This is a genomic window from Pseudomonas putida, from assembly GCF_001636055.1.
Lineage (GTDB): Bacteria > Pseudomonadota > Gammaproteobacteria > Pseudomonadales > Pseudomonadaceae > Aquipseudomonas > Aquipseudomonas machongensis.
Genome location: NZ_CP011789.1, coordinates 5,389,497 through 5,406,532, shown reverse-complemented (window position 1 = coordinate 5,406,532; position 17,036 = coordinate 5,389,497). Strand labels below are relative to the sequence as shown.

Annotated in this window: 13 protein-coding genes and 2 pseudogenes; 6 read left to right on the top strand and 9 right to left on the bottom strand. The window is 57.6% G+C overall.

Annotated features, from left to right (window positions below):
• Nucleotides 1–24: 24 nt before the first annotated feature.
• Nucleotides 25–510 carry a hypothetical protein gene (locus AB688_RS24255; protein ID WP_063546158.1) on the bottom strand — a complete coding sequence of 162 codons (486 nt, stop codon included), beginning with the start codon at nucleotides 508–510 and terminating at the stop codon, nucleotides 25–27.
• A gap of 344 nt (nucleotides 511–854) precedes the next feature.
• Between AB688_RS24255 and AB688_RS26940 the strand changes: the two genes are divergently transcribed.
• The 3 genes and pseudogenes from AB688_RS26940 to AB688_RS26655 all read left to right on the top strand — a co-directional run.
• Nucleotides 855–1,016 carry a hypothetical protein gene (locus AB688_RS26940; RefSeq protein ID WP_155738236.1) on the top strand — a complete coding sequence of 54 codons (162 nt, stop codon included), beginning with the start codon at nucleotides 855–857 and terminating at the stop codon, nucleotides 1,014–1,016.
• A gap of 18 nt (nucleotides 1,017–1,034) precedes the next feature.
• Nucleotides 1,035–2,588 carry a GMC family oxidoreductase gene (locus tag AB688_RS24250; protein WP_063546157.1) on the top strand — a complete coding sequence of 518 codons (1,554 nt, stop codon included), beginning with the start codon at nucleotides 1,035–1,037 and terminating at the stop codon, nucleotides 2,586–2,588.
• Nucleotides 2,589–2,791: 203 nt separating this feature from the next.
• Nucleotides 2,792–3,070 (top strand): annotated as a pseudogene (locus AB688_RS26655) (integrase core domain-containing protein); the annotation flags it as partial.
• A gap of 112 nt (nucleotides 3,071–3,182) precedes the next feature.
• Here the strand turns inward: AB688_RS26655 and AB688_RS24245 are convergent.
• Nucleotides 3,183–4,442, bottom strand: a complete 1,260-nt coding sequence (locus AB688_RS24245; RefSeq protein ID WP_081255315.1) for an MFS transporter — start codon at nucleotides 4,440–4,442, stop codon at nucleotides 3,183–3,185.
• Nucleotides 4,443–5,113: 671 nt separating this feature from the next.
• Between AB688_RS24245 and AB688_RS24240 the strand changes: the two genes are divergently transcribed.
• Both AB688_RS24240 and AB688_RS24235 read left to right on the top strand, forming a co-directional pair.
• The gene (locus tag AB688_RS24240) at nucleotides 5,114–6,067 is read left to right on the top strand and encodes a LysR family transcriptional regulator (RefSeq protein ID WP_081255314.1); all 954 of its coding nucleotides are present in this window, start codon (nucleotides 5,114–5,116) and stop codon (nucleotides 6,065–6,067) included.
• Between the two features lie 182 nt (nucleotides 6,068–6,249).
• Nucleotides 6,250–6,537 (top strand): DUF1330 domain-containing protein, encoded by a 288-nt coding sequence (locus AB688_RS24235; protein ID WP_063546156.1) that lies wholly within the window; start codon nucleotides 6,250–6,252, stop codon nucleotides 6,535–6,537.
• 440 nt (nucleotides 6,538–6,977) lie between these two features.
• Here the strand turns inward: AB688_RS24235 and AB688_RS27610 are convergent, their stop codons facing one another.
• Nucleotides 6,978–7,079: a hypothetical protein gene (locus AB688_RS27610; RefSeq protein WP_419555254.1), complete on the bottom strand. Its 102-nt coding sequence runs from the start codon at nucleotides 7,077–7,079 to the stop codon at nucleotides 6,978–6,980.
• 183 nt (nucleotides 7,080–7,262) lie between these two features.
• On the opposite strand from AB688_RS27610, the gene AB688_RS24230 reads away from it, so the two are divergent.
• Nucleotides 7,263–7,592: a YybH family protein gene (locus AB688_RS24230; protein WP_063546155.1), complete on the top strand. Its 330-nt coding sequence runs from the start codon at nucleotides 7,263–7,265 to the stop codon at nucleotides 7,590–7,592.
• 213 nt (nucleotides 7,593–7,805) lie between these two features.
• On the opposite strand, the pseudogene AB688_RS24225 reads toward AB688_RS24230, so the two are convergent.
• The 6 genes and pseudogenes from AB688_RS24225 to AB688_RS24200 all read right to left on the bottom strand — a co-directional run.
• Nucleotides 7,806–8,100: pseudogene (locus AB688_RS24225) on the bottom strand (integrase core domain-containing protein); the annotation flags it as partial.
• Between the two features lie 5 nt (nucleotides 8,101–8,105).
• Nucleotides 8,106–9,746 (bottom strand): LeoA/HP0731 family dynamin-like GTPase, encoded by a 1,641-nt coding sequence (locus tag AB688_RS24220; protein WP_231100272.1) that lies wholly within the window; start codon nucleotides 9,744–9,746, stop codon nucleotides 8,106–8,108.
• A 62-nt stretch (nucleotides 9,747–9,808) separates the two neighbouring features.
• Nucleotides 9,809–13,057, bottom strand: a complete 3,249-nt coding sequence (locus AB688_RS24215) for a DUF726 domain-containing protein (RefSeq protein ID WP_063546153.1) — start codon at nucleotides 13,055–13,057, stop codon at nucleotides 9,809–9,811.
• A 290-nt stretch (nucleotides 13,058–13,347) separates the two neighbouring features.
• Nucleotides 13,348–14,259 carry a restriction endonuclease gene (locus AB688_RS24210; protein WP_063546152.1) on the bottom strand — a complete coding sequence of 304 codons (912 nt, stop codon included), beginning with the start codon at nucleotides 14,257–14,259 and terminating at the stop codon, nucleotides 13,348–13,350.
• Between the two features lie 327 nt (nucleotides 14,260–14,586).
• Nucleotides 14,587–16,455 carry a DUF2075 domain-containing protein gene (locus AB688_RS24205; RefSeq protein WP_063546151.1) on the bottom strand — a complete coding sequence of 623 codons (1,869 nt, stop codon included), beginning with the start codon at nucleotides 16,453–16,455 and terminating at the stop codon, nucleotides 14,587–14,589.
• A 24-nt stretch (nucleotides 16,456–16,479) separates the two neighbouring features.
• Complete coding sequence (locus AB688_RS24200) at nucleotides 16,480–16,863, bottom strand: nucleotide pyrophosphohydrolase (RefSeq protein WP_063546150.1); 384 nt, start codon at nucleotides 16,861–16,863, stop codon at nucleotides 16,480–16,482.
• Nucleotides 16,864–17,036: the final 173 nt, after the last annotated feature.

Below are 17,036 nucleotides of genomic sequence, written 5' to 3'. Positions count from 1 at the left end.
GTCAGCGCCTTCGGGCCGCAGCACTCAGGAGCCCTTGATCTGGGCGAGTCCATGGGTGACGGAGATCAAACGCATCGTCAGTCCGAACTCTTCCACGGTGCCTTCGTAGACTGCTCGATAGATACCGGGGCCGGAATACTTCACAACGGTTCCGACATTGACAGGGGCATCGTGCAGCGGGTTGCCGTCTTTGTCATAGATGACCACACGGCTATAGCCCCAGGAAGAAGAGAAGCATTCCAGCGCTACATAGTTTGTGGGATTGTCGAAGGTCAGTTCAAAGGACGCCTCAACCGGCCAATGCCCGTTATTTCCGAAGACCACAAGGCTGTTATTACCGTCGCGGTCGATCACCATGAACGTGGCATCGCTGGTATTGGGATTCAGCGTGAGCGTGTATCCCGGCCTTTGCACTTCACCTTCGAGTGTACTGCCGGGTTTCAGGTCTTTAAAAGAATCAGTGATGTAGGAGATCTTGCGGCTCTCATAAAGCTCATTCATCTTGGTCATCTTGTGCTCCTGAGGGGCGAACCTCTGAGTTTCGGTTTGGATAACGACGAACGCATGAGGGCCGGTTGTATGCCAGGCCAAACAAGAAGGAGACCTACCCGCCCTACAGGCTTGGGGTCCATGTTGGGTGAGGAATAACAGGGCCGGCAACTGGCAGACTTGTCAGTTGCTGGTGGCCTGTAGGGCTTCTATATTCAGCGCTTTTGTTTGCATTTGGATTGAGTCGGCTACGAGCATTCACAAAGCCAGCACCCTGTGTCGGCAGGGGAGCAGCATTCAGTCATACAGCCACGGCTTGAGCTCGGCCAGGTTGCTGATGACCACCTGCTGTACCAATTCACTCCGTGGCTGTCATCCTGCTGCTGCTGCTGCTGCTGCTGCTGCTGCTGCTGCTGCTGCTGATGACCTACGTGCCTTTCTTTTTGCCGGCGCGCCCTGCGCCGGGTCGGATAATCGACCGATACCGGTGCGGCATGCTGCGCAGCAGAATCTTCGGTCCCTACTGACACTCAGGCACTGAACGCATGCAGCAACTGACTGATCACACTTACGATTTCATCGTCTGTGGCGCCGGCACCTCGGGGTGCGTGGTCGCCGCCCGCCTTGCCGACCAGCCCGGCGCCCGGGTCCTGCTAATCGAAGCCGGCAGTGCCTACACCGGCCCGCAGGTCACCGACCCCGCGCAATGGCCGGCGAACCTCGGTTCCGAGCGCGACTGGGGGTTCGAGGCCCAACCCAACCCCGCCTTGAACGGCCGCCGCATGGGGTTGAACATGGGCAAGGGGCTCGGGGGCGGCTCCAGCATCAACGTGATGGTGTGGGCGCGCGGACACCGCACTGACTGGGACCACTTCGCCGAGGAAAGCGGCGACTCCGGCTGGGGCTACGAATCGGTGCTCGGCTACTACCGCCGCATCGAAAGCTGGCAAGGCCAGCCCGACGGCCTGCGTCGCGGCTCGACCGGCCCCGTGCACGTCGCTCAACCTCGCGCGCCCCAGCCCCTCGCCTTGGCCACCCTGGAGGCCGCCAGCCAACTGGGCATCCCCCGTTTCGACAGCCCCAACGGTGAGATGATGGAAGGCCCCGGCGGCGTCGCCATCGCTGACCTGCGCATCAAGGAAGGCAAGCGTGACTCGGTGTACGACGCTTATATCGTGCCACGGCTGCACAACCCGAACCTGCACATCCTCACGCAGGCGCTGGTGGCTCGCGTGTTGTTCGATGGCCGTAAGGCGATAGGTGTCGAGGTCGTGGTCGAAGGCCAACTGCAGCGTTTCTACGTGACGGGTGAAGTGATCCTGTCGATGGGCGCGGTGAACACCCCCAAGGTGTTGATGCAGTCCGGCATCGGCCCGGAAGACGAGCTACGCGCGCACGGCATCCCGTTGCTCAACCCATTGCCAGGCGTGGGGCAGAACCACCAGGACCACGTCGCCTTCGGCTGCACCTGGGCGTACTCGCAGCCGCAGCCAGTCGGCGGCGGAGGTTGCGAGGCGACCCTGTACTGGAAGAGCGACGCCCGCCTGGACGCACCGGACTTGCTGCACTGCCAACTGGAATTCGCCGTACCTTCACCCCCCGAGGTCGGCATCGCTGCGCCCGCGCAGGGGTGGACGATGTTCGCCGGCTTGGCCAGGCCCGTCAGCCGCGGGCAGTTGCGGCTTTCGGGCGCTGGTGTGCTGGACAGGATGCTGATCGAGCCGAACACCTTGAGTGCGCCGGAGGACATGGCCGCCGCGTTGGCTTCGGTCGAGTTGTGCAGGGAGTTGGGGAACCACCGTGCGTTTGCCGGGTTGGTGAGCGGAGAGGTCGTACCTGGACCGCGGGATAAGCAGGGAATGGAGCGATTCTTGCGCAACTCGGCGGTGAGTTTCTGGCACCAGTGCGGGACGGCGAAGATGGGCCGGGATGAGAGGGCGGTGGTGGATCGCGCGTTGAGGGTTTACGGGGTGAGCGGGTTGCGAGTGGTGGATGCTTCGGTGATGCCGCGGATCACCGTGGGGAATACGATGGCGGCTTGTGTGGTGATTGGAGAGCGCGGGGCGGACCTTTTGATGGGCAGTCGAGCGGTGTTGTAAGGGGTCTGCTGATACGCAGCTTTCGAGGGGACGGGGGGCGTGCGCTGTTGGCATTCTGTGTCGGCGCGCGCGGACATTCAGTCTTCCAGCCACGTCTTGAACTCGGCCAAGTGCTGATGGCCAACTGCCGTGCCAATCCAGCCCCTGGCTGCCGGGACTGGATCTTGTGAACTTCACCGATCGTTGCGTAGTGACGGTGAATGAGCCGTCAGTTGCGCCAGAGACTGTGGCGCTACCGCATTCGCCAGAGCATGAGCCGCCGAGGGAACTGCTGGGATAATGCATCGATGGAGCGTGTACTTCGCAGTTTGAAATCAGAGTGGATACCGACCACGGGCTACCTCACCGGGCAACAAGTTCAACGAGACGTTGGCCAATACCTGATGAGCCACTACAACTGGATCCGACCTCATTAGTTCAACGATGGACTGGCGCCGGCGAAAGCTGAAGAAAAACTCAAAACCGTGTCCGGGATGAGTTGACCACTACAAGGTGTTGCCATCGAGAAATGGTCAAACACCACACCGGGGCATCCAAGCTTGGATCCTGAGGCCAGCAGAAGGACCGTGCCCGACTCAATTTCGCAGCGGTGCTTTAAGAACCTTGCTCAAGGCGCTCGGCAGCCGCGGGGCGCCGCCCGGAGAACAGTGCTATCGCCAGGCCCGCAAGCACGAATCCCGCGGCAGCAGCCGGGGTTGCGACAAGGCCGTAATGGGCAACAACAGCGCCCCCGGCCAATGCGCCGGCCGCATTACCGACGTTGAAGGCGGAGACTGCGACCGACGAGGCGACATCGGACTGCGCCCTAGCGAGTGCAACCACGCGCACTTGTACGGCCGTGACGAACACCCATGCTGCGAAGCCCCACAGCATGGCGATCACGAGCGACACCGTAGCGGTCGTGCTGAACATCATCGCACCAAGCAGGATAGCTTGCGCCCCTACCGATCCCAGCATGGTAGTGGTCGCATGACCGTTCGCGAGTTTGCCACCCGCTGCCCCGCCGATAGCGGAAAAGATGCCATATGCGAGCAGCGCGGTCGGCACCGTGGCGGCGGATACACCGCTAACTTCGGTCCAAAATGGCGCTATATAAGTGTATAAGGCGAACCAGCCAGTGTTTACAAGGATGATCGCCAGGTACAGAAGCGTTAGAGGGCGGTTGTCGAATACCGAGAACAGCGAGCGGATCCCGTCGATAGCGCCCTTGACTCCCGAACCTAAATTGGCCTGTCCGGGAATGCGCGGTAACAGCAAGTGGACCGCGGCGGCGACTCCGAATGTCAGAGCCGAGATGAGGCCGTATGGCGTGCGCCAACCCAAGTGTTGGCCAATCCAAGCGCCCAGCGGCGTGCCCAGTACGGTGGCCATCGTGACCCCGCCCATCACAATCGCCATCGCCGCGCCTTGGCGGTTCGGCGCCGCTGTCGTGGCCGCGGTGGAAAAGGCGATCCCATAGAACAGGCCGCCGAAAGCCCCCGCCACGAAGCGCATCACGATCGCCAGGCTGTATACAGGCGCGATGACTCCCACAGCATTGGCCGCCATAAAGGCCAGCAGCGCGCCGACCAGCACCTTTCGCCGGTCATAGCGGCTCACGGCGCCCGCCAGCAGCGGGCCTCCCACCGCAATGCCTATCGCGAATGCTGAAACCAGCTGGCCGGCAGCCGCTACTGAGACACCAAGGTCTGCAGCAACGGCGGGCAGCGTTCCCATCATCAGAAATTCGGAGGTGCCCACAGCGAACGCCCCCGCCGCCAGAATCAATAGCTTGCGCCAGCCCAAGCTCTGGTCGGGCCCGACGGCGGGCGCAGATAGAGCTACGCCGTCTGGTTGATTCACTGTATCCATCATGAAAGCTCCTTTTGGTGGTCTGTAATTCAGCCGTTGCCGGGCACGTTAAGTGAAACGATGGTCGCAAGCGTCGTAGTCGACTCAGGGCGGCCCCGTAATCGGGGTTCGCCTGTGCCATCACGATCTTGCCGCCGGTACCGATGGCATAGCGCGCCGACAGCAGCATTCGCCAGAAGTGGCGCCGTTGTATTGCTACCGTCAGACGCCGCGGGGGCGATCACGGCCTTGGTCAGGTTCTCTCCCGCGCGGCAGGCGATACCGAGCCTGTCGGCCAGTGCGTTGCCCGCGTCGCTGAGCAGGTTGAAGCCCAGGCCGTAATCGCGAACGGACTTGAGGTTGTGAGTGACCGTCTGCGGCGAGAACGCAACCAGGGTCGCGCCGAGGTCCTCCAGTGCGGCGCGACGCTCTTCGAGCGCCTACAGCTCAATCGTGCAGTAAGGACATCAAGCGCCGCGCCAGAGGGTGATCACCAGCGGGCCGCCGGCTAGCAGGGACGCCAGTGACATGGGGACCTGCTCTGTTGACGGTGACATCGAGTGCGACGGCTTCAAGATGTTCAGACATCGAATGCTCCTGGCTGGGTTGGCAAGTTCGGGACCGGCTGGCGTCGTGGTAGCAACATTGCCGCAAACTAGAGTCAGTTGCGTAGGGGGCCAAACTGGATTAGGTTCATGCGCATTGCGAATGAAGGGTTTGCCATGCCGAAGACTCTGGACCGCCACGACTTGATGCAACTCTTCGTGCGCATCGTTGACACCCAGTCGATCTCTGCTGCGGGGCGCCTGATGGGCTTGTCCCAGCCGGCGGCCAGTCGCCGGTTGCGCATGCTCGAGGACATGCTGGGCGTACGGCTGCTCATGCGCACCACACAACAGCTCTCGCTGACCGAGGATGGCTGCATGTTCCTAGAAGATGCCCGGCGCATGCTGACCGATTGGCAGCGTAGTGCGGAGGCTCTGAAAGGGGAGCAGGGCGAATTGTCAGGCCCCATGAAACTGGCGGTCCCGTCGGCCCTGGGGCAGTCGCTGTTCGCGGATATTGCCTGTGACTTCCTGCGCCTACATCCGCGCGTTCGGCTTGACTGGCGTGTATGCGACGACCCGTGCGATCTGGCGACTGGGGGCTTTGATCTGTGGATACGGGTCGGGCCAGTACGGAACGAGTCTCTGGTCATGCGTACGCTGGGGAGCGTCGAAAGGCTGGTGGTATCAGTGCCTGGCCTAGGCGGGCTTGAGGATCCATGTACCGGTCCGGCTGAGCTGGACAGCCTTCCGGCGGTGTTGCTGTCGTCTTATGATGGGCGAGAGTTTACCTTGACCAGCCCCGGCGAAGAGGCACGCAAAGTCAAGCCGGTTGCGGCCTTCGCGACCGACAACCTGTTCGCGGCACTGCAAGCGACCACCCGTGGCATCGGCTATTCGCTGCTACCGCGCTGGCTGATTGCGGAGCATTTGCGACAGGGCAGCCTGATCGTCCAGTGTCCGCGCTGGCGACCGGAAAACCTGCGGTTGTGCATTGCGTTTCCGCAAGGACGCTTCCGTCCAAAACGCGTTAGCGCCTTTGTCGAATTCCTGCGCAGTGCTATCACCGAATCGTCGTTCGGCATCTATCTCACACCTGAGTAGGTAATAGCCCTGTGATCCGGATTCGTGAACAGGACGGCGAAGATGCCTCCAGACCGATGGCCTTTGCCGCTTTGATTCCGACGCGTGAAAGCCATCACGTGGGCGCCCTGGGATCGCGACAGTTTGATACCGATATACTCTCTGCTTGAAGCTAGTTAATTTTACTACGGGGTGTAGCTGCAATGGGTTGCGCATATGTTGTCGGTCATTTTTCAGTAAAAGACGAAAGGAAATGGGAAGCATATCGCGCCCAAGTTCCAGCCACTATAGATGCGTTTGGTGGAATGATCGTCTTCCGTGGGGAAAAGGTGCGCGACTTGGCGGGCGGGTGTTCAGAGGAAGGCGTTGTAGTGATTAAGTTTCCAGATATTGAAGCTCTGAATAACTGGAATGCGTCTGCGATGTATCAGGCGTTGATTCCACTTCGTCAAGAGGCGTCAGTTATGACGCTCACCGCCTATCAGGAATGAAGTTCATGTTGAGCGGGGTGTAATTAGTACTGATCTGCACGCTTCACTTCAACCACTCGGGTAAGTATGAGTCGCGTGCGAGTAACCTAAGCTGCTAATGGCGTGAGACACATGATGTATTGAGCTTCCAGAGTGTGTCAGATTTAAGACACGAGCTTGGCCAAGCGCAGGCTGGTCAGGCAGATTCCCACGCCGTTTATCACCGCGATCCGGGTCAAGGAGACCTCGTCGAGGGTGATTAGCCCCTCGACGTCGAGTTGCACTTCTTCACCGTCCTTCTCGAATCGTCACCGGAACAATCCGCCATTGGGAAGTCGCCCGCGAAGGCAGGGGCACGAGAGCAGGTCCTGCGGCACGTGGTGACAGCCCTGTCTTCCAAAAAGGAGGGGGATGCGGCAACCGCCATGGGGCGCATCTTGCCCAAGGGTATGGCAATCGCGTCACTGGGCACCAGATCCGCGCTGCGAACTCCCAGATCGAAGCCTGTCGCCACTACCTCGCTCGAGTTTGCCGACCGCATTGCTGATGGTGGTAGTCGACATGCCGAGATCAAGCGCCGCCGCTCGAAACGAGCCACACCGAACGATGGCGATAACTGCTTAAAGTTCGATTAGCGAATGGCGAGCCATTGTCCCGATTTCCGTAATACGTAATGCCGGTTTATCTGGCTTATCAGGAGAAAAGGCTATTGCTAACTTAGCCTCATCACGATCAAGGAGATGAACATGTCAATGAACCTACCCAAGCCAATCGCCGACTATGTCGAGGCAAACGCCCATCTCGATATCGACGGCATGATGAAGCCCTTCCTGCGCGACGCCGTCTTAATCGACAACGGCAAGCATTTCGAGGGGCAACCGGCAATCCGGCAACTGTTCGAAGAGGAAGTGATCCCGGTGAAGGCCATCTTCGTGCCCGATACTGTTCGGGAAGAAGGTGGGGATGTTATCGTCGAAGGTCCCGCGCATGGTGATTTTCCGGGCAGTCCGCTCCGCTTCACCTATCGCTTCACGCTTGTGAACGACGCCATCAAGACCCTGCAGATCACGGTATGAGCATCCAGGCAGATCCCAAAGAGTTCGCTGGCAAGCGCGTCCTCATTAGCGGCGGCACCAAGGGTCTGGGTCGCGCCACGGTTTAGCGCTTCCTCGCAGGCGGAGCCCGTGTTGTCACAGCTGCACGCATGATCAAGGACCCTACCGAGGGCGTTGAATATGTCCTGGCAGATTTGACCACTGCGCAGGGCAGCGAAGCGATAACTGTAGTGGTCAACTAATTCCGGACACCGGATTAAGTTTATTTCCTCGGCAATCGCCGCAGGTAACCCACCGTTGAACTGATGCGGTCGCTCCCAGTTGTAGCGCTGCATCAGAAACCTGCCGATGTCCTGCTGTGCCTGCGCAGCACTCATGTAGCCCACACTTGGCACCCACTCCGTTTTCAGGCTGCGGAACAAACGCTCCATAGGCGCATTGTCCAGCAATTACCTCTGCGGCTCATGCTTTGCTTGAAGCGGTAACGCCACAACCGCTGACGAAAAGCTCGGCTGCCATACTGGCTGCCGGCGGTTAGCTCAACGTTCTGAACTCAGCATCGATGGTTTCAGCTTCAACCCGCCATGCCTGGAAGAGCTGTTGACGCACCCGGCTTTCATCCAGATTGCTTTGCAGCTCTTGTCGGCGAGTATTGAGCTGAAGGTAGTCGGGGAAGAATTCTTCCTTGAAACGTTCAGCGTTCACCAGAGCGATGAAGTCCTGGCGCTGTTTTTCGAAGTTGTCGACCATCGTTGCAATGGTTTTCTTGAAGGCTTCTTCGCGTTTGTATTGCTCCCAGCTGTCCCACGCTTCGAGTGCCACACCCAGCAAAGCCAGGGCACCATTAGCGCCCTTGGCGAATTTCACTGCGCCCCAGGGTTTGAATTTCAGGTACTTGCCGATATCCATGCCAACCGTCTTGGCAATTGTCGAGATGCCATCTCGAGCGGCCAGTACCGTGGTGTTGTTGATGAGATTGCCCTTGAGCACGTGGTTGATGCCTTGTTTTCCGAGGGCTTTGACCGTCGTATTGAAGTGATTGACCTCACTGTCGAAGCCAACCTGCATCTTCTCGACCTCAAGCGTGATCGACTGGGTCTGGCGGCTGAACTCGTTTTGCAGCCGTGTAGCGAGGATGATGCCTTCGGCACCGACCTCTCGTTCGAAGAAATCGGTGAACGTTTCAAGGCTACAGCCTTTGGCCTGCAGGATCAGATCGGCGAAGTAGCGCGTGGCAAACTCGCGCAGGCTGATACGTGCTTCTTCGATCTGCTGACCGGTGCTTGCCAATTGCTTACCTAACCGACCATTGAGCTCGTCGAGCTTGCTGACTTCGAGGGAAACCTTGTGCTCGTTCTCGACAGCGATCGGCAGTTGGTTGTTGAGCACATCGCGAATTACGCTGGTGCGCATTTCATTGGCCAGCGCAGCGCTGCCACCATTGTGCTCGATCTTCGCTGTGGTCGCCGTCTGCAGCGTTGCGATATGCGACAGCGCCTTGAATTCTTCAAGGTTGGACAGCCAGTGCTCGGCCCCCAGGTCAAAGGGATTGGCAGCCACTGCAACTATCGAAAGATCGGCTGCTTCCTGATCGCTCAGACCAATCTGTTCGCGAAGCCTGCCCGTGACGTTATCGCGCTTGATCTGCAGATTGGACTGATAGTCCTGTTCGTCTTCAACATCAGCCACCTCATCGAAGCGACTGAGCACGAACACCGTGCGCGGCAGCAGACCCAAGGTGCGGAACAACCAGGTCAGATCTTCCTTATGGCTTTCCTTGATCGGGTTGGTCGAGTTCATCACGTACAGCACCAGGTGAGATTCGCTCACGTACTTCTTGGTGATGTCCTTGTACTTCTCGATGGCATGGGTTTCGGCGTTTTCCTGCTCTTTGAAACCGAACAGGCCCGGGGTGTCGATCAGTACGAAATCATCATCGACCTCGTAGATTTTCACCTCGTTAGAGGACTCTGCATGACTGATCTTCATACTGGATTTATCCAGCTTCTCCATCCAGGCTGCTGCAATCGATGTCTTGCCCTCGGAGAAGCCGCCGATCAGTGCGACCTTGAGTTTTTCACCGGATACGCTGTTGATGGCGTTCCTCAACTTGCTGCTCAGGGCCCCGTCGATTGGCACACCGGCCTGTGCACCCTGATCGAGAAAACCTTGCAACCGTTCGAGCAGCGACAGTGCGTCGGCCTGTTGGGCCTTGAATGTCTTGAGGGTATTTTTCATTACAGTTTTCCTGCGATTTCGATTTGGCGGGAGAGCACTTTCAGGCGTTTGGTGGAGCGCGCCAGCGTTTCAACCTGGCTGGAAGCTTGCTTGGCAGGCGCTTCCAGCGCCCGATCAAGTTGCTCGATCGTCTTCTGCATTTCGTTCAGTGCGCTTTCCAGATTTTCACGTAGCGCACTGCGCAGTTGTTCGGTAGCGCTGAGCAGGTTTTTATCGGTTGCCTGGCGTTGCTGAGATTTCTTGAAGTCGGAATCGAATGCGCCCCAGATCGCTTTGCCAACCGAGATCAAAGCGGTCAGTACCGAAGCCCCCACGAACCACAGGCTGGCACCGCCGGTGAAGGGGGCTGCTGCGATTCCCAGAAGGCTGGCGATCAGTCCGGCAACCTTGATGCCATTGTCGATTTTGATATTGAGTTTGAACGGCTGATTGAACTTCATGCTGCCGAGCTTTCCATAGCTCGCGGTCAGTTCCTGAGCATGCTTTTCGAATCGCTTGAGAATATCTTCGGCAGCCTTCTGGAAGGTGCTCACTTCAACGTTGATGACCTTGGGTAACTGCTTGCCCAACGCGTGTTGCTGTTCCTCAAGCTGTTCGCTCAGGGCTGCCTTGAAGGCATCGTTGCTGATGTCTCCTTCGATCTTCGCATAGACGCTGTTTCGCACCTTGCTGGCGAAGCTGTGGATCAAGGTCTCGCCTGATGATTCAAGGCGCTTCTTCAGCGCACTGAAGCTGCTGTTCAACTGACTCTTGGCGCTTTGCTCTTCTTCGTTGAGCTTGGCCGCCAGCGCCGAAAGCGTTTGTTGAACACCTGAGAGCGTGCCGGTGGTGTCGGTGAGTGCTTCATTAGCCTTATTGAAGTTGGCCCGAATGATCTTGGACTGGCCGTCACGGATCAATTTCTCGTCGAGCAACTGCAGGAAGCCTCGCAGGCGAGACTTCTCCAGGAGTTCGTCGGCACCAAAGTCCGCGAGCACCTTGGCCCGACGATTGGCGTTCGATGAACCCGGCGCGAAGTGATGGGTCGAGGCAAGGAATGCTGGCAATGCGGTCAGCGCGAACACCTCCCGGTAGTGTTTGCCAAGCTGGTCGGCCATCTTCTGATCCAAGCCAGCAAGACTCGTGTTTTCGTCTTCGGAAACCAGTGGTCGGCCGTTCAGGGAGTTCTTGGGGCTGGTGATCTTCTTGTTGAAGATTGTCCAGACTTCGGTTTGTGCAGAGAGATGCTTCTTGATCTTCTCCAGTGTGCCCAAGTTCTGCCCATCGCCCGTCTGCGGAGGTGCTGCCTGGTTGGTGACGTAGAATACGGCGTGAGCAATTTGTACGGCGCGCTCGATTTCCTCCACTACCAACCCTTCCTTGCCTTCGATACCCGGTACATCCAGCAAGGCGAAGGGGTGGCCGTCCAGTTCGAGGTCATAACGCTGTGTTTTGCGCGTGAAGTCGGCACTACCGTCACCGATGATCTGCCCGTCGGCATGGACCTTCAGCTCGGTCACCAGTTGCACCAACTGAGTTTCAACTTCCAGGCGCTGTTGTACGAGCGTCCGTTGCTGCTCAGTAGTCGCTGCCTGTTGAGCGGTAAGCGCCGTACAAGCATCGTCGCGTGCACGGGTGACTTCGGCTAACTTCTGCTCGAGTTCAGTGCGGGCGTGCTCGGCTTTCTGCCGTTCGGTTTCCAGTGTCACCGCAGCGCTTTCGCGTGCTGCCGTGGCGGTGGCCAACCGGGCAGTGGCATCGTTGAGCTGTAGTTCTTCCGGCATTTTTCTGAACAGGTTCAGCAGCCTCTGCCAGAGCGAAGCCGTGCTTTTACGTTCGGCGAGAAGGCTGTGCAAACGGGTAACGGCAGCTAGAGCATCTTTGTGTGCGTGCTCGTGTTGCTGGAGCGTGTTGTCCAACCTCTGTGTCAGCTCGCTGGACTGGGCATTGGCCCGATCCAACGCTTCGCGAGCCTGCTGGTAGGGTTGCTCGTACTGCTGCACTGCGGCGGTCAACTGCCGCGTGAGTTCATCAAGTCGCGCTTCGGTCTCCTCAATGCTTTGTTGCAAGCGCTGGAGGTTTTCTTCAGTCAGTTCGTACTGTTCGTGCAGCTTGCGGAAGGCCTCCTGGCTCGCCCGCTTGCCTGGCTCCTGCAGCAGAATCCGCAACGTCTCGATGAGTGTCGACTTGCCTGCCCCGGTTTCACCATAGAAGGCGATGGTGAAGGTGTTCCACTCGGCGTTCTTCTCCAGTTCCGCCAACCGATCGAACAGCGCGGTACGATGTTCGGTGAGCCGCCGCAGCGCTTCCTTCCTGGCCAGGTTCAAGGCTTCGTCGTCCGAAGAGTGCCTCAGCTCCCCGATAATGAGGGCCAACTCATCGTTGATTTGCTGGTAAACCTCGCGGGGGCTGTTCAGTTCGAGAGTCATGTAGGGTTCTTCGGTGGGTTTTTCGGGCGCCTGGGTTGGCGGGAAAGCATCAGCATGAACGAGGGGTGGCTCAGGAGCGTTCGGCGTAATTGCTTTGAAGCGTGTTTCGGTCAACACCTGGGGGAGTCGCTCCCAGTAATCTGTGTGACCGAAGTCGTTCATTTCGACGCTTTCGAAGTGCTCGACCACATTGCGTCCCAGGCAGGTTTCGCCCCAATTGAGCAGCAACGTCCGGTCTGTCTTGGAATACGCGTTGATCATCCTGCCTTGCAGGAGCTTGCGCATCTGACTCGCTTCAATGGCTGAGACCTCGACTGCCGCAGCCATCAGCAGTACATCGTTGATTGCCAACTGGTGCCTTTTGGAGAAGCTTTTCAGACTGCTGACGACCACCCGACCGCCAAGAGAGTGGCCGATCAGATTGATGGTTTCTACCTGAGGGTGTTTGGTGCGCAGGTACTCTTTCAGTTGATCGAGCAGCACAACACCCATGCTCTCTGCACGAGCGCGGGCATCGCTGAAGTTCTTCAGACGGTCTTTGACCACGGCCCCCACCAATCCCAAGGAAGGACCGAAGCCCCCGGTAGCGCCGACCGGTACGAAGTTAAGGCTGCCCGCACCCAGCGACCAGAATGAAGCGATGTCGAAGTGCAGATAATGGTTTGATGGCCAGAACGCAAAGATATTGATGAAGTTACCGAGTTGCGCGGGAATTCTTTCAAGCAGGAGTTGCTTGTCTTCGTCGTTGTGCCCGGCGCTGTAGCCGTGGATGAAGATATTGGCTTCGGTCGTGTTGGTGCTGGAGGACGGCGACGACTGGAACAGGAATGGCAGGGACATCGGCGGCTCCCTATCTGCAGGCGTGCTGCTTGCGGGGCGGTATTGGCCGAGAGGGGGAGTCTGAGTACTCCAGACACAGATGCGATGAGGTCTGGCGCCTGAGGAGGGAGTCCTTGGCTTGGTCCATAGCTGCAACTTCCTTGTGATCGTGAACCGGGTGTCGTGGGGATGCCTGGAAGGGAATTTACCTCGTTTAGGTGGCATATTGCCATGCCTGGAGTAGGGACGACTCAGATTCCCTGCGGAGATCGGCGCAGGCGCATCGGCAGGAGATCAACGCCTCGCCGCAGTTAGTCCTCGGTGAAGTAGTCGCTATCCAGCTGCTTCACTTCGTAGACCTGTTTAACACTGCAGCCCAGGTTGTAATCGACCATCAGGCCGGCGAGTTCGGCACCATCAATAAGCACTACTTTGATGTCCAGGCTCAGGGCAGCGTCGCGGGCTCCGGCGGAGAAGTCGGATGTAGTGATGAAGACGCCTTTACGGGCGCGTTTACGGGTCAGCGCCCCGATGAACTTGTCGATCTCCGGCCGATGCACCGTGTTACCCCAGCGCTTGGCTTGCAGATAGATGACATCCAGCCCGAGCTTGTCTTCCTTGATGATGCCGTCGATACCATCGTCGTTGGTTTGCTGGGTTGCGCTGCCGGCCTCTTTGCGTGAACCCCCGTAGCCCATGGCGATCATGAGATCGACTACTAATTGCTCGAAGAATGTCGGCGAAGCGGCACGGACTTGGGCGAGGAGGTCGTCTGCCAGCGATTGCATCAGTGCTTGATGGGCTGTGGACAGTTGTTCATCAGGAGTGGATTGCTCGGTGGGGTCAGGTTGGGCTGCCAGTATTGAGTTGGTGGCAGGGTTCGCGGTGTGGAACGCGGCGAACTCTGGAAATTGCTTGAGCCAACTGACAGTGATGCGGCCAGGGCCGTTGTTAAGGGCCTCAAGGCCGCGTGGAGTGATCTGGACCAGGCCTTTGGCCGGGATCACGAGCAGACCGGCTTTGTTTAGATAGGTGCGCGCCCAGCCGACTCGGTTGTTGATGACTGTTTGCTTACCGGAGGGGAGGCGTTCGGTGCGTTCTTCCTCGGTTAGGTTGAACTCGTTGGCTACGTGCTCGCGTAGGTCACTGAGCGTGAGCGGAGCGCGGTCGGCGACGATGGCCAGGATTGGGCGCATGAGGGTTTGGAAGTCTGGGATGGGCATGAGGGAAGTCCTTTTCAGAATTTGGGGCTGATGGCGAAGCGGGATAGGGGAAGCTTGGGGAGGTTGGGCGTTTTTGTCGAGCCGGGGTAATTTGAAACCGGTCGCTATCTATTTGTTTTTTCTAGTTAATAATTTATTGGTCAACTTGCTTGGAATACCAGTTGGAACGCAGCGTGGTCTGGATTCCGATGGATGGTGCTTTTGTGAAGCGCCCCCAGACGCGAATCGGGTCCAAATCTATCAAGCAAATGATCGTGCTGTTGATTGTCGCCCCTGCGCGTACGATGTCCCCACTCGCACGTACAGGAGCTCCCGACGACGATACCGTCAATGATTACCGTGCTGGCTAAGCCGACTCTCGAAGTACTGCGCAGTCTCTTTGTCGGTGCAGTACAGGTAGCAACCCTTCATCCCGCGTGTCATCAGGGTTCGGTACGTATTTTTGATGATCAGGTCTGTTTCACTTTTCGCGAGGGTAGGTTGCTCTTTCATCATTTTTTTCCAGCCGCGAATCGATTTATCGTGCTTGTCGCGCTCATCTGGGGATGTCACGACCTTACCGTCACGTACAACTAGGTCTGGCCCGATGATCACCCCGACGTAGTCGACTTCCAAACCTTGGCAGGTATGAATGCAGCCAACCTGCTCGATTGAGTTCTCAGCGATGATCCACAGGCTGCCATCCTGATCCAGGTTCCATTGGCGTTTGTAGTCGCCAATGACGATATCAGCAGCGGCGGGGTCTTTTTTGCTCAACCACGGCCAGCAATAGCCGGCGACCACACGAGCTTTGTTTCCGTGGTTTTTTTCATTGATCGCTTCATGCATCGCCTGAGGTGAGTCGAACACTTTAAATTCGTACTCTTGAGTCTCAAGCGTCGGATTTGCCGTCGAACGAATGCCCAGCGTGTCATCCAGCCATGCCAGGTAACCGTCAGAACCACTGCAGCGAAACTGCGAAGACAACACGTGTTCCTCCATCACAGCACCCTTGGCTTTTGCAAAGGCGCGTATCGCCTGCTTGCTTCCGATATCGCTCAAGGTTACACGCTGGTCCTCATCAATAAAGAAAATGGAGCATTTCGCTGAGTCAATCAGCTCCTTGATCTGGTTCTCCCCAAGGTTTCCATAAAGCCCGCTTTTCTCATTCAGTCGGTGAGCTTCGTCCACGATGAGCGCATCGAATGTGTTGGGCTCAGTATCGATGAATGCCCCAGAGCCTGAAAAGAAATTCGAGAAATGGCTGCGCTTGATGGTGCCGACCAGTTTGCTTTCGTAGACCTTGCGTGGGGCTGCATTCTTGGAGACGTATTTGCTCATCAGCTTCAATTCGGTGAGCTTCACCAGCAGATTGATAGCCAGAACAGTTTTCCCGGTGCCTGGTCCACCTTCGATGATCATCACCTTGGGTGCTTGGTCCGAGGCCTCGCTTGCCGCCGCCAGCGCCGACTCAAAAATTGCTTTCTGATCGTCAATCAATACGAATTCGGGTTTGCCTTTCATCAACCCCCCGAGGGCTTCGGCTAGCGCCTTGGACGGGCGAGTTTTCCCTTCGGACAGTTCGTAAAGAACCTCTTTGTTGTCGCCATGACTTATATGCTTTTTCAGAAAGCTTCTGAGTTTACTGAGCTCTTCCGGGCCTTTCAGAAACAGCGGAGCCTTGCTGATGTGGGGCTCATAGTGGGCTGAATCTATGACCCCGTCGCTGACGTAGTTATGGAGGTAGGCACACGGACGGATTTCGATGCTTTTGTCATACACCGCCTCGTTGAAGCCTTCCAGCAGCGCTGCATAGGACCATACCTGATAGGACGGGTGAATGGTCTCAATGAGGCCGCCACCCAATGCCGTTTTGACGATGGCGTCTTTGGTGGTGGCGTTGGCCTTGCTCCATTGCTTCAGCTCGATCAGTACGGCCTTTTTTGCCTGGTTTTCGTCGCGACCGGTGAGTAGAAAGTCGATTCGCTTTGACGACTGCGGAATGTGCAATTCAATGGCCAGGCCTGCATCGCTCGGGAGGCCCTCATCTCTAAGGACCTTGGCCATGTACGTCAGGGACCCTTGCCACGACCTGATTTCCGAGGAGCCAACGTTCTTGCCGGTAGCTTCCTTGTAATGCCTGAGGATGACCTCCTCAATGTCATCGTTATCGTTGTCTTTAAGAAATTGCTGTTTGGTCGCAGCGTAAACGATCACGGGTTGTCCTTAGGTGCGTGTTGGTCAGAGTCGGTCGTACTTTTTGCTGCTGCTTCTGGCTTTATCCACGGGGTACTTCTGGCCATTCGAGGCGAGTTTCCGTGTCACCGCGTCGTTGAGGTCGATACCGAGCACGCTGCTCAGGCGAACCAGGTACATCAGTACGTCCGCCAATTCGTCTTTTACGGCTAGTCCGATTTCAGGATCTTTAGCTACGGAGAGCGAATCGGCATCGCTCATCCATTGGAAAATCTCGCACAGCTCTCCTACCTCTCCAGTGAGCGCCAAGATGAGATTTTTTGGAGAGTGGAACTGCTGCCAGTCGCGATCATCTGCGAAACGCTGAAGGGATGCGGCAAGCTTCACTACGTCGATCAGTGGAGCGGATGAGCTGTCTGAGTTACTCACGGGGCTATCTCTTGAATATCGGGGGCAAAAAATGTGTAGGAAATCTAGCGTAAGATTGTAAGAGTTTTCGCCGCTTGCGCAGCTTTTTTGTGTTTTCCTCACACGCTCTCTGCTGGCCGCATTGCTTTCCAGCATTCGCTAGGTACTTTGAGCGTGGCTAAGGGGGCGCGACG

Coding starts and splice junctions, on each gene's coding strand:
- AB688_RS24255 (WP_063546158.1), bottom strand. CDS start 510: ATGACCAAGATGAATGAGCTTTATGAGAGCCGCAAGATCTCCTACATC.
- AB688_RS24250 (WP_063546157.1), top strand. CDS start 1,035: ATGCAGCAACTGACTGATCACACTTACGATTTCATCGTCTGTGGCGCC.
- AB688_RS24245 (WP_081255315.1), bottom strand. CDS start 4,442: ATGATGGATACAGTGAATCAACCAGACGGCGTAGCTCTATCTGCGCCC.
- AB688_RS24240 (WP_081255314.1), top strand. CDS start 5,114: ATGCGCATTGCGAATGAAGGGTTTGCCATGCCGAAGACTCTGGACCGC.
- AB688_RS24235 (WP_063546156.1), top strand. CDS start 6,250: ATGGGTTGCGCATATGTTGTCGGTCATTTTTCAGTAAAAGACGAAAGG.
- AB688_RS27610 (WP_419555254.1), bottom strand. CDS start 7,079: ATGTCGACTACCACCATCAGCAATGCGGTCGGCAAACTCGAGCGAGGT.
- AB688_RS24230 (WP_063546155.1), top strand. CDS start 7,263: ATGTCAATGAACCTACCCAAGCCAATCGCCGACTATGTCGAGGCAAAC.
- AB688_RS24215 (WP_063546153.1), bottom strand. CDS start 13,057: ATGTCCCTGCCATTCCTGTTCCAGTCGTCGCCGTCCTCCAGCACCAAC.
- AB688_RS24210 (WP_063546152.1), bottom strand. CDS start 14,259: ATGCCCATCCCAGACTTCCAAACCCTCATGCGCCCAATCCTGGCCATC.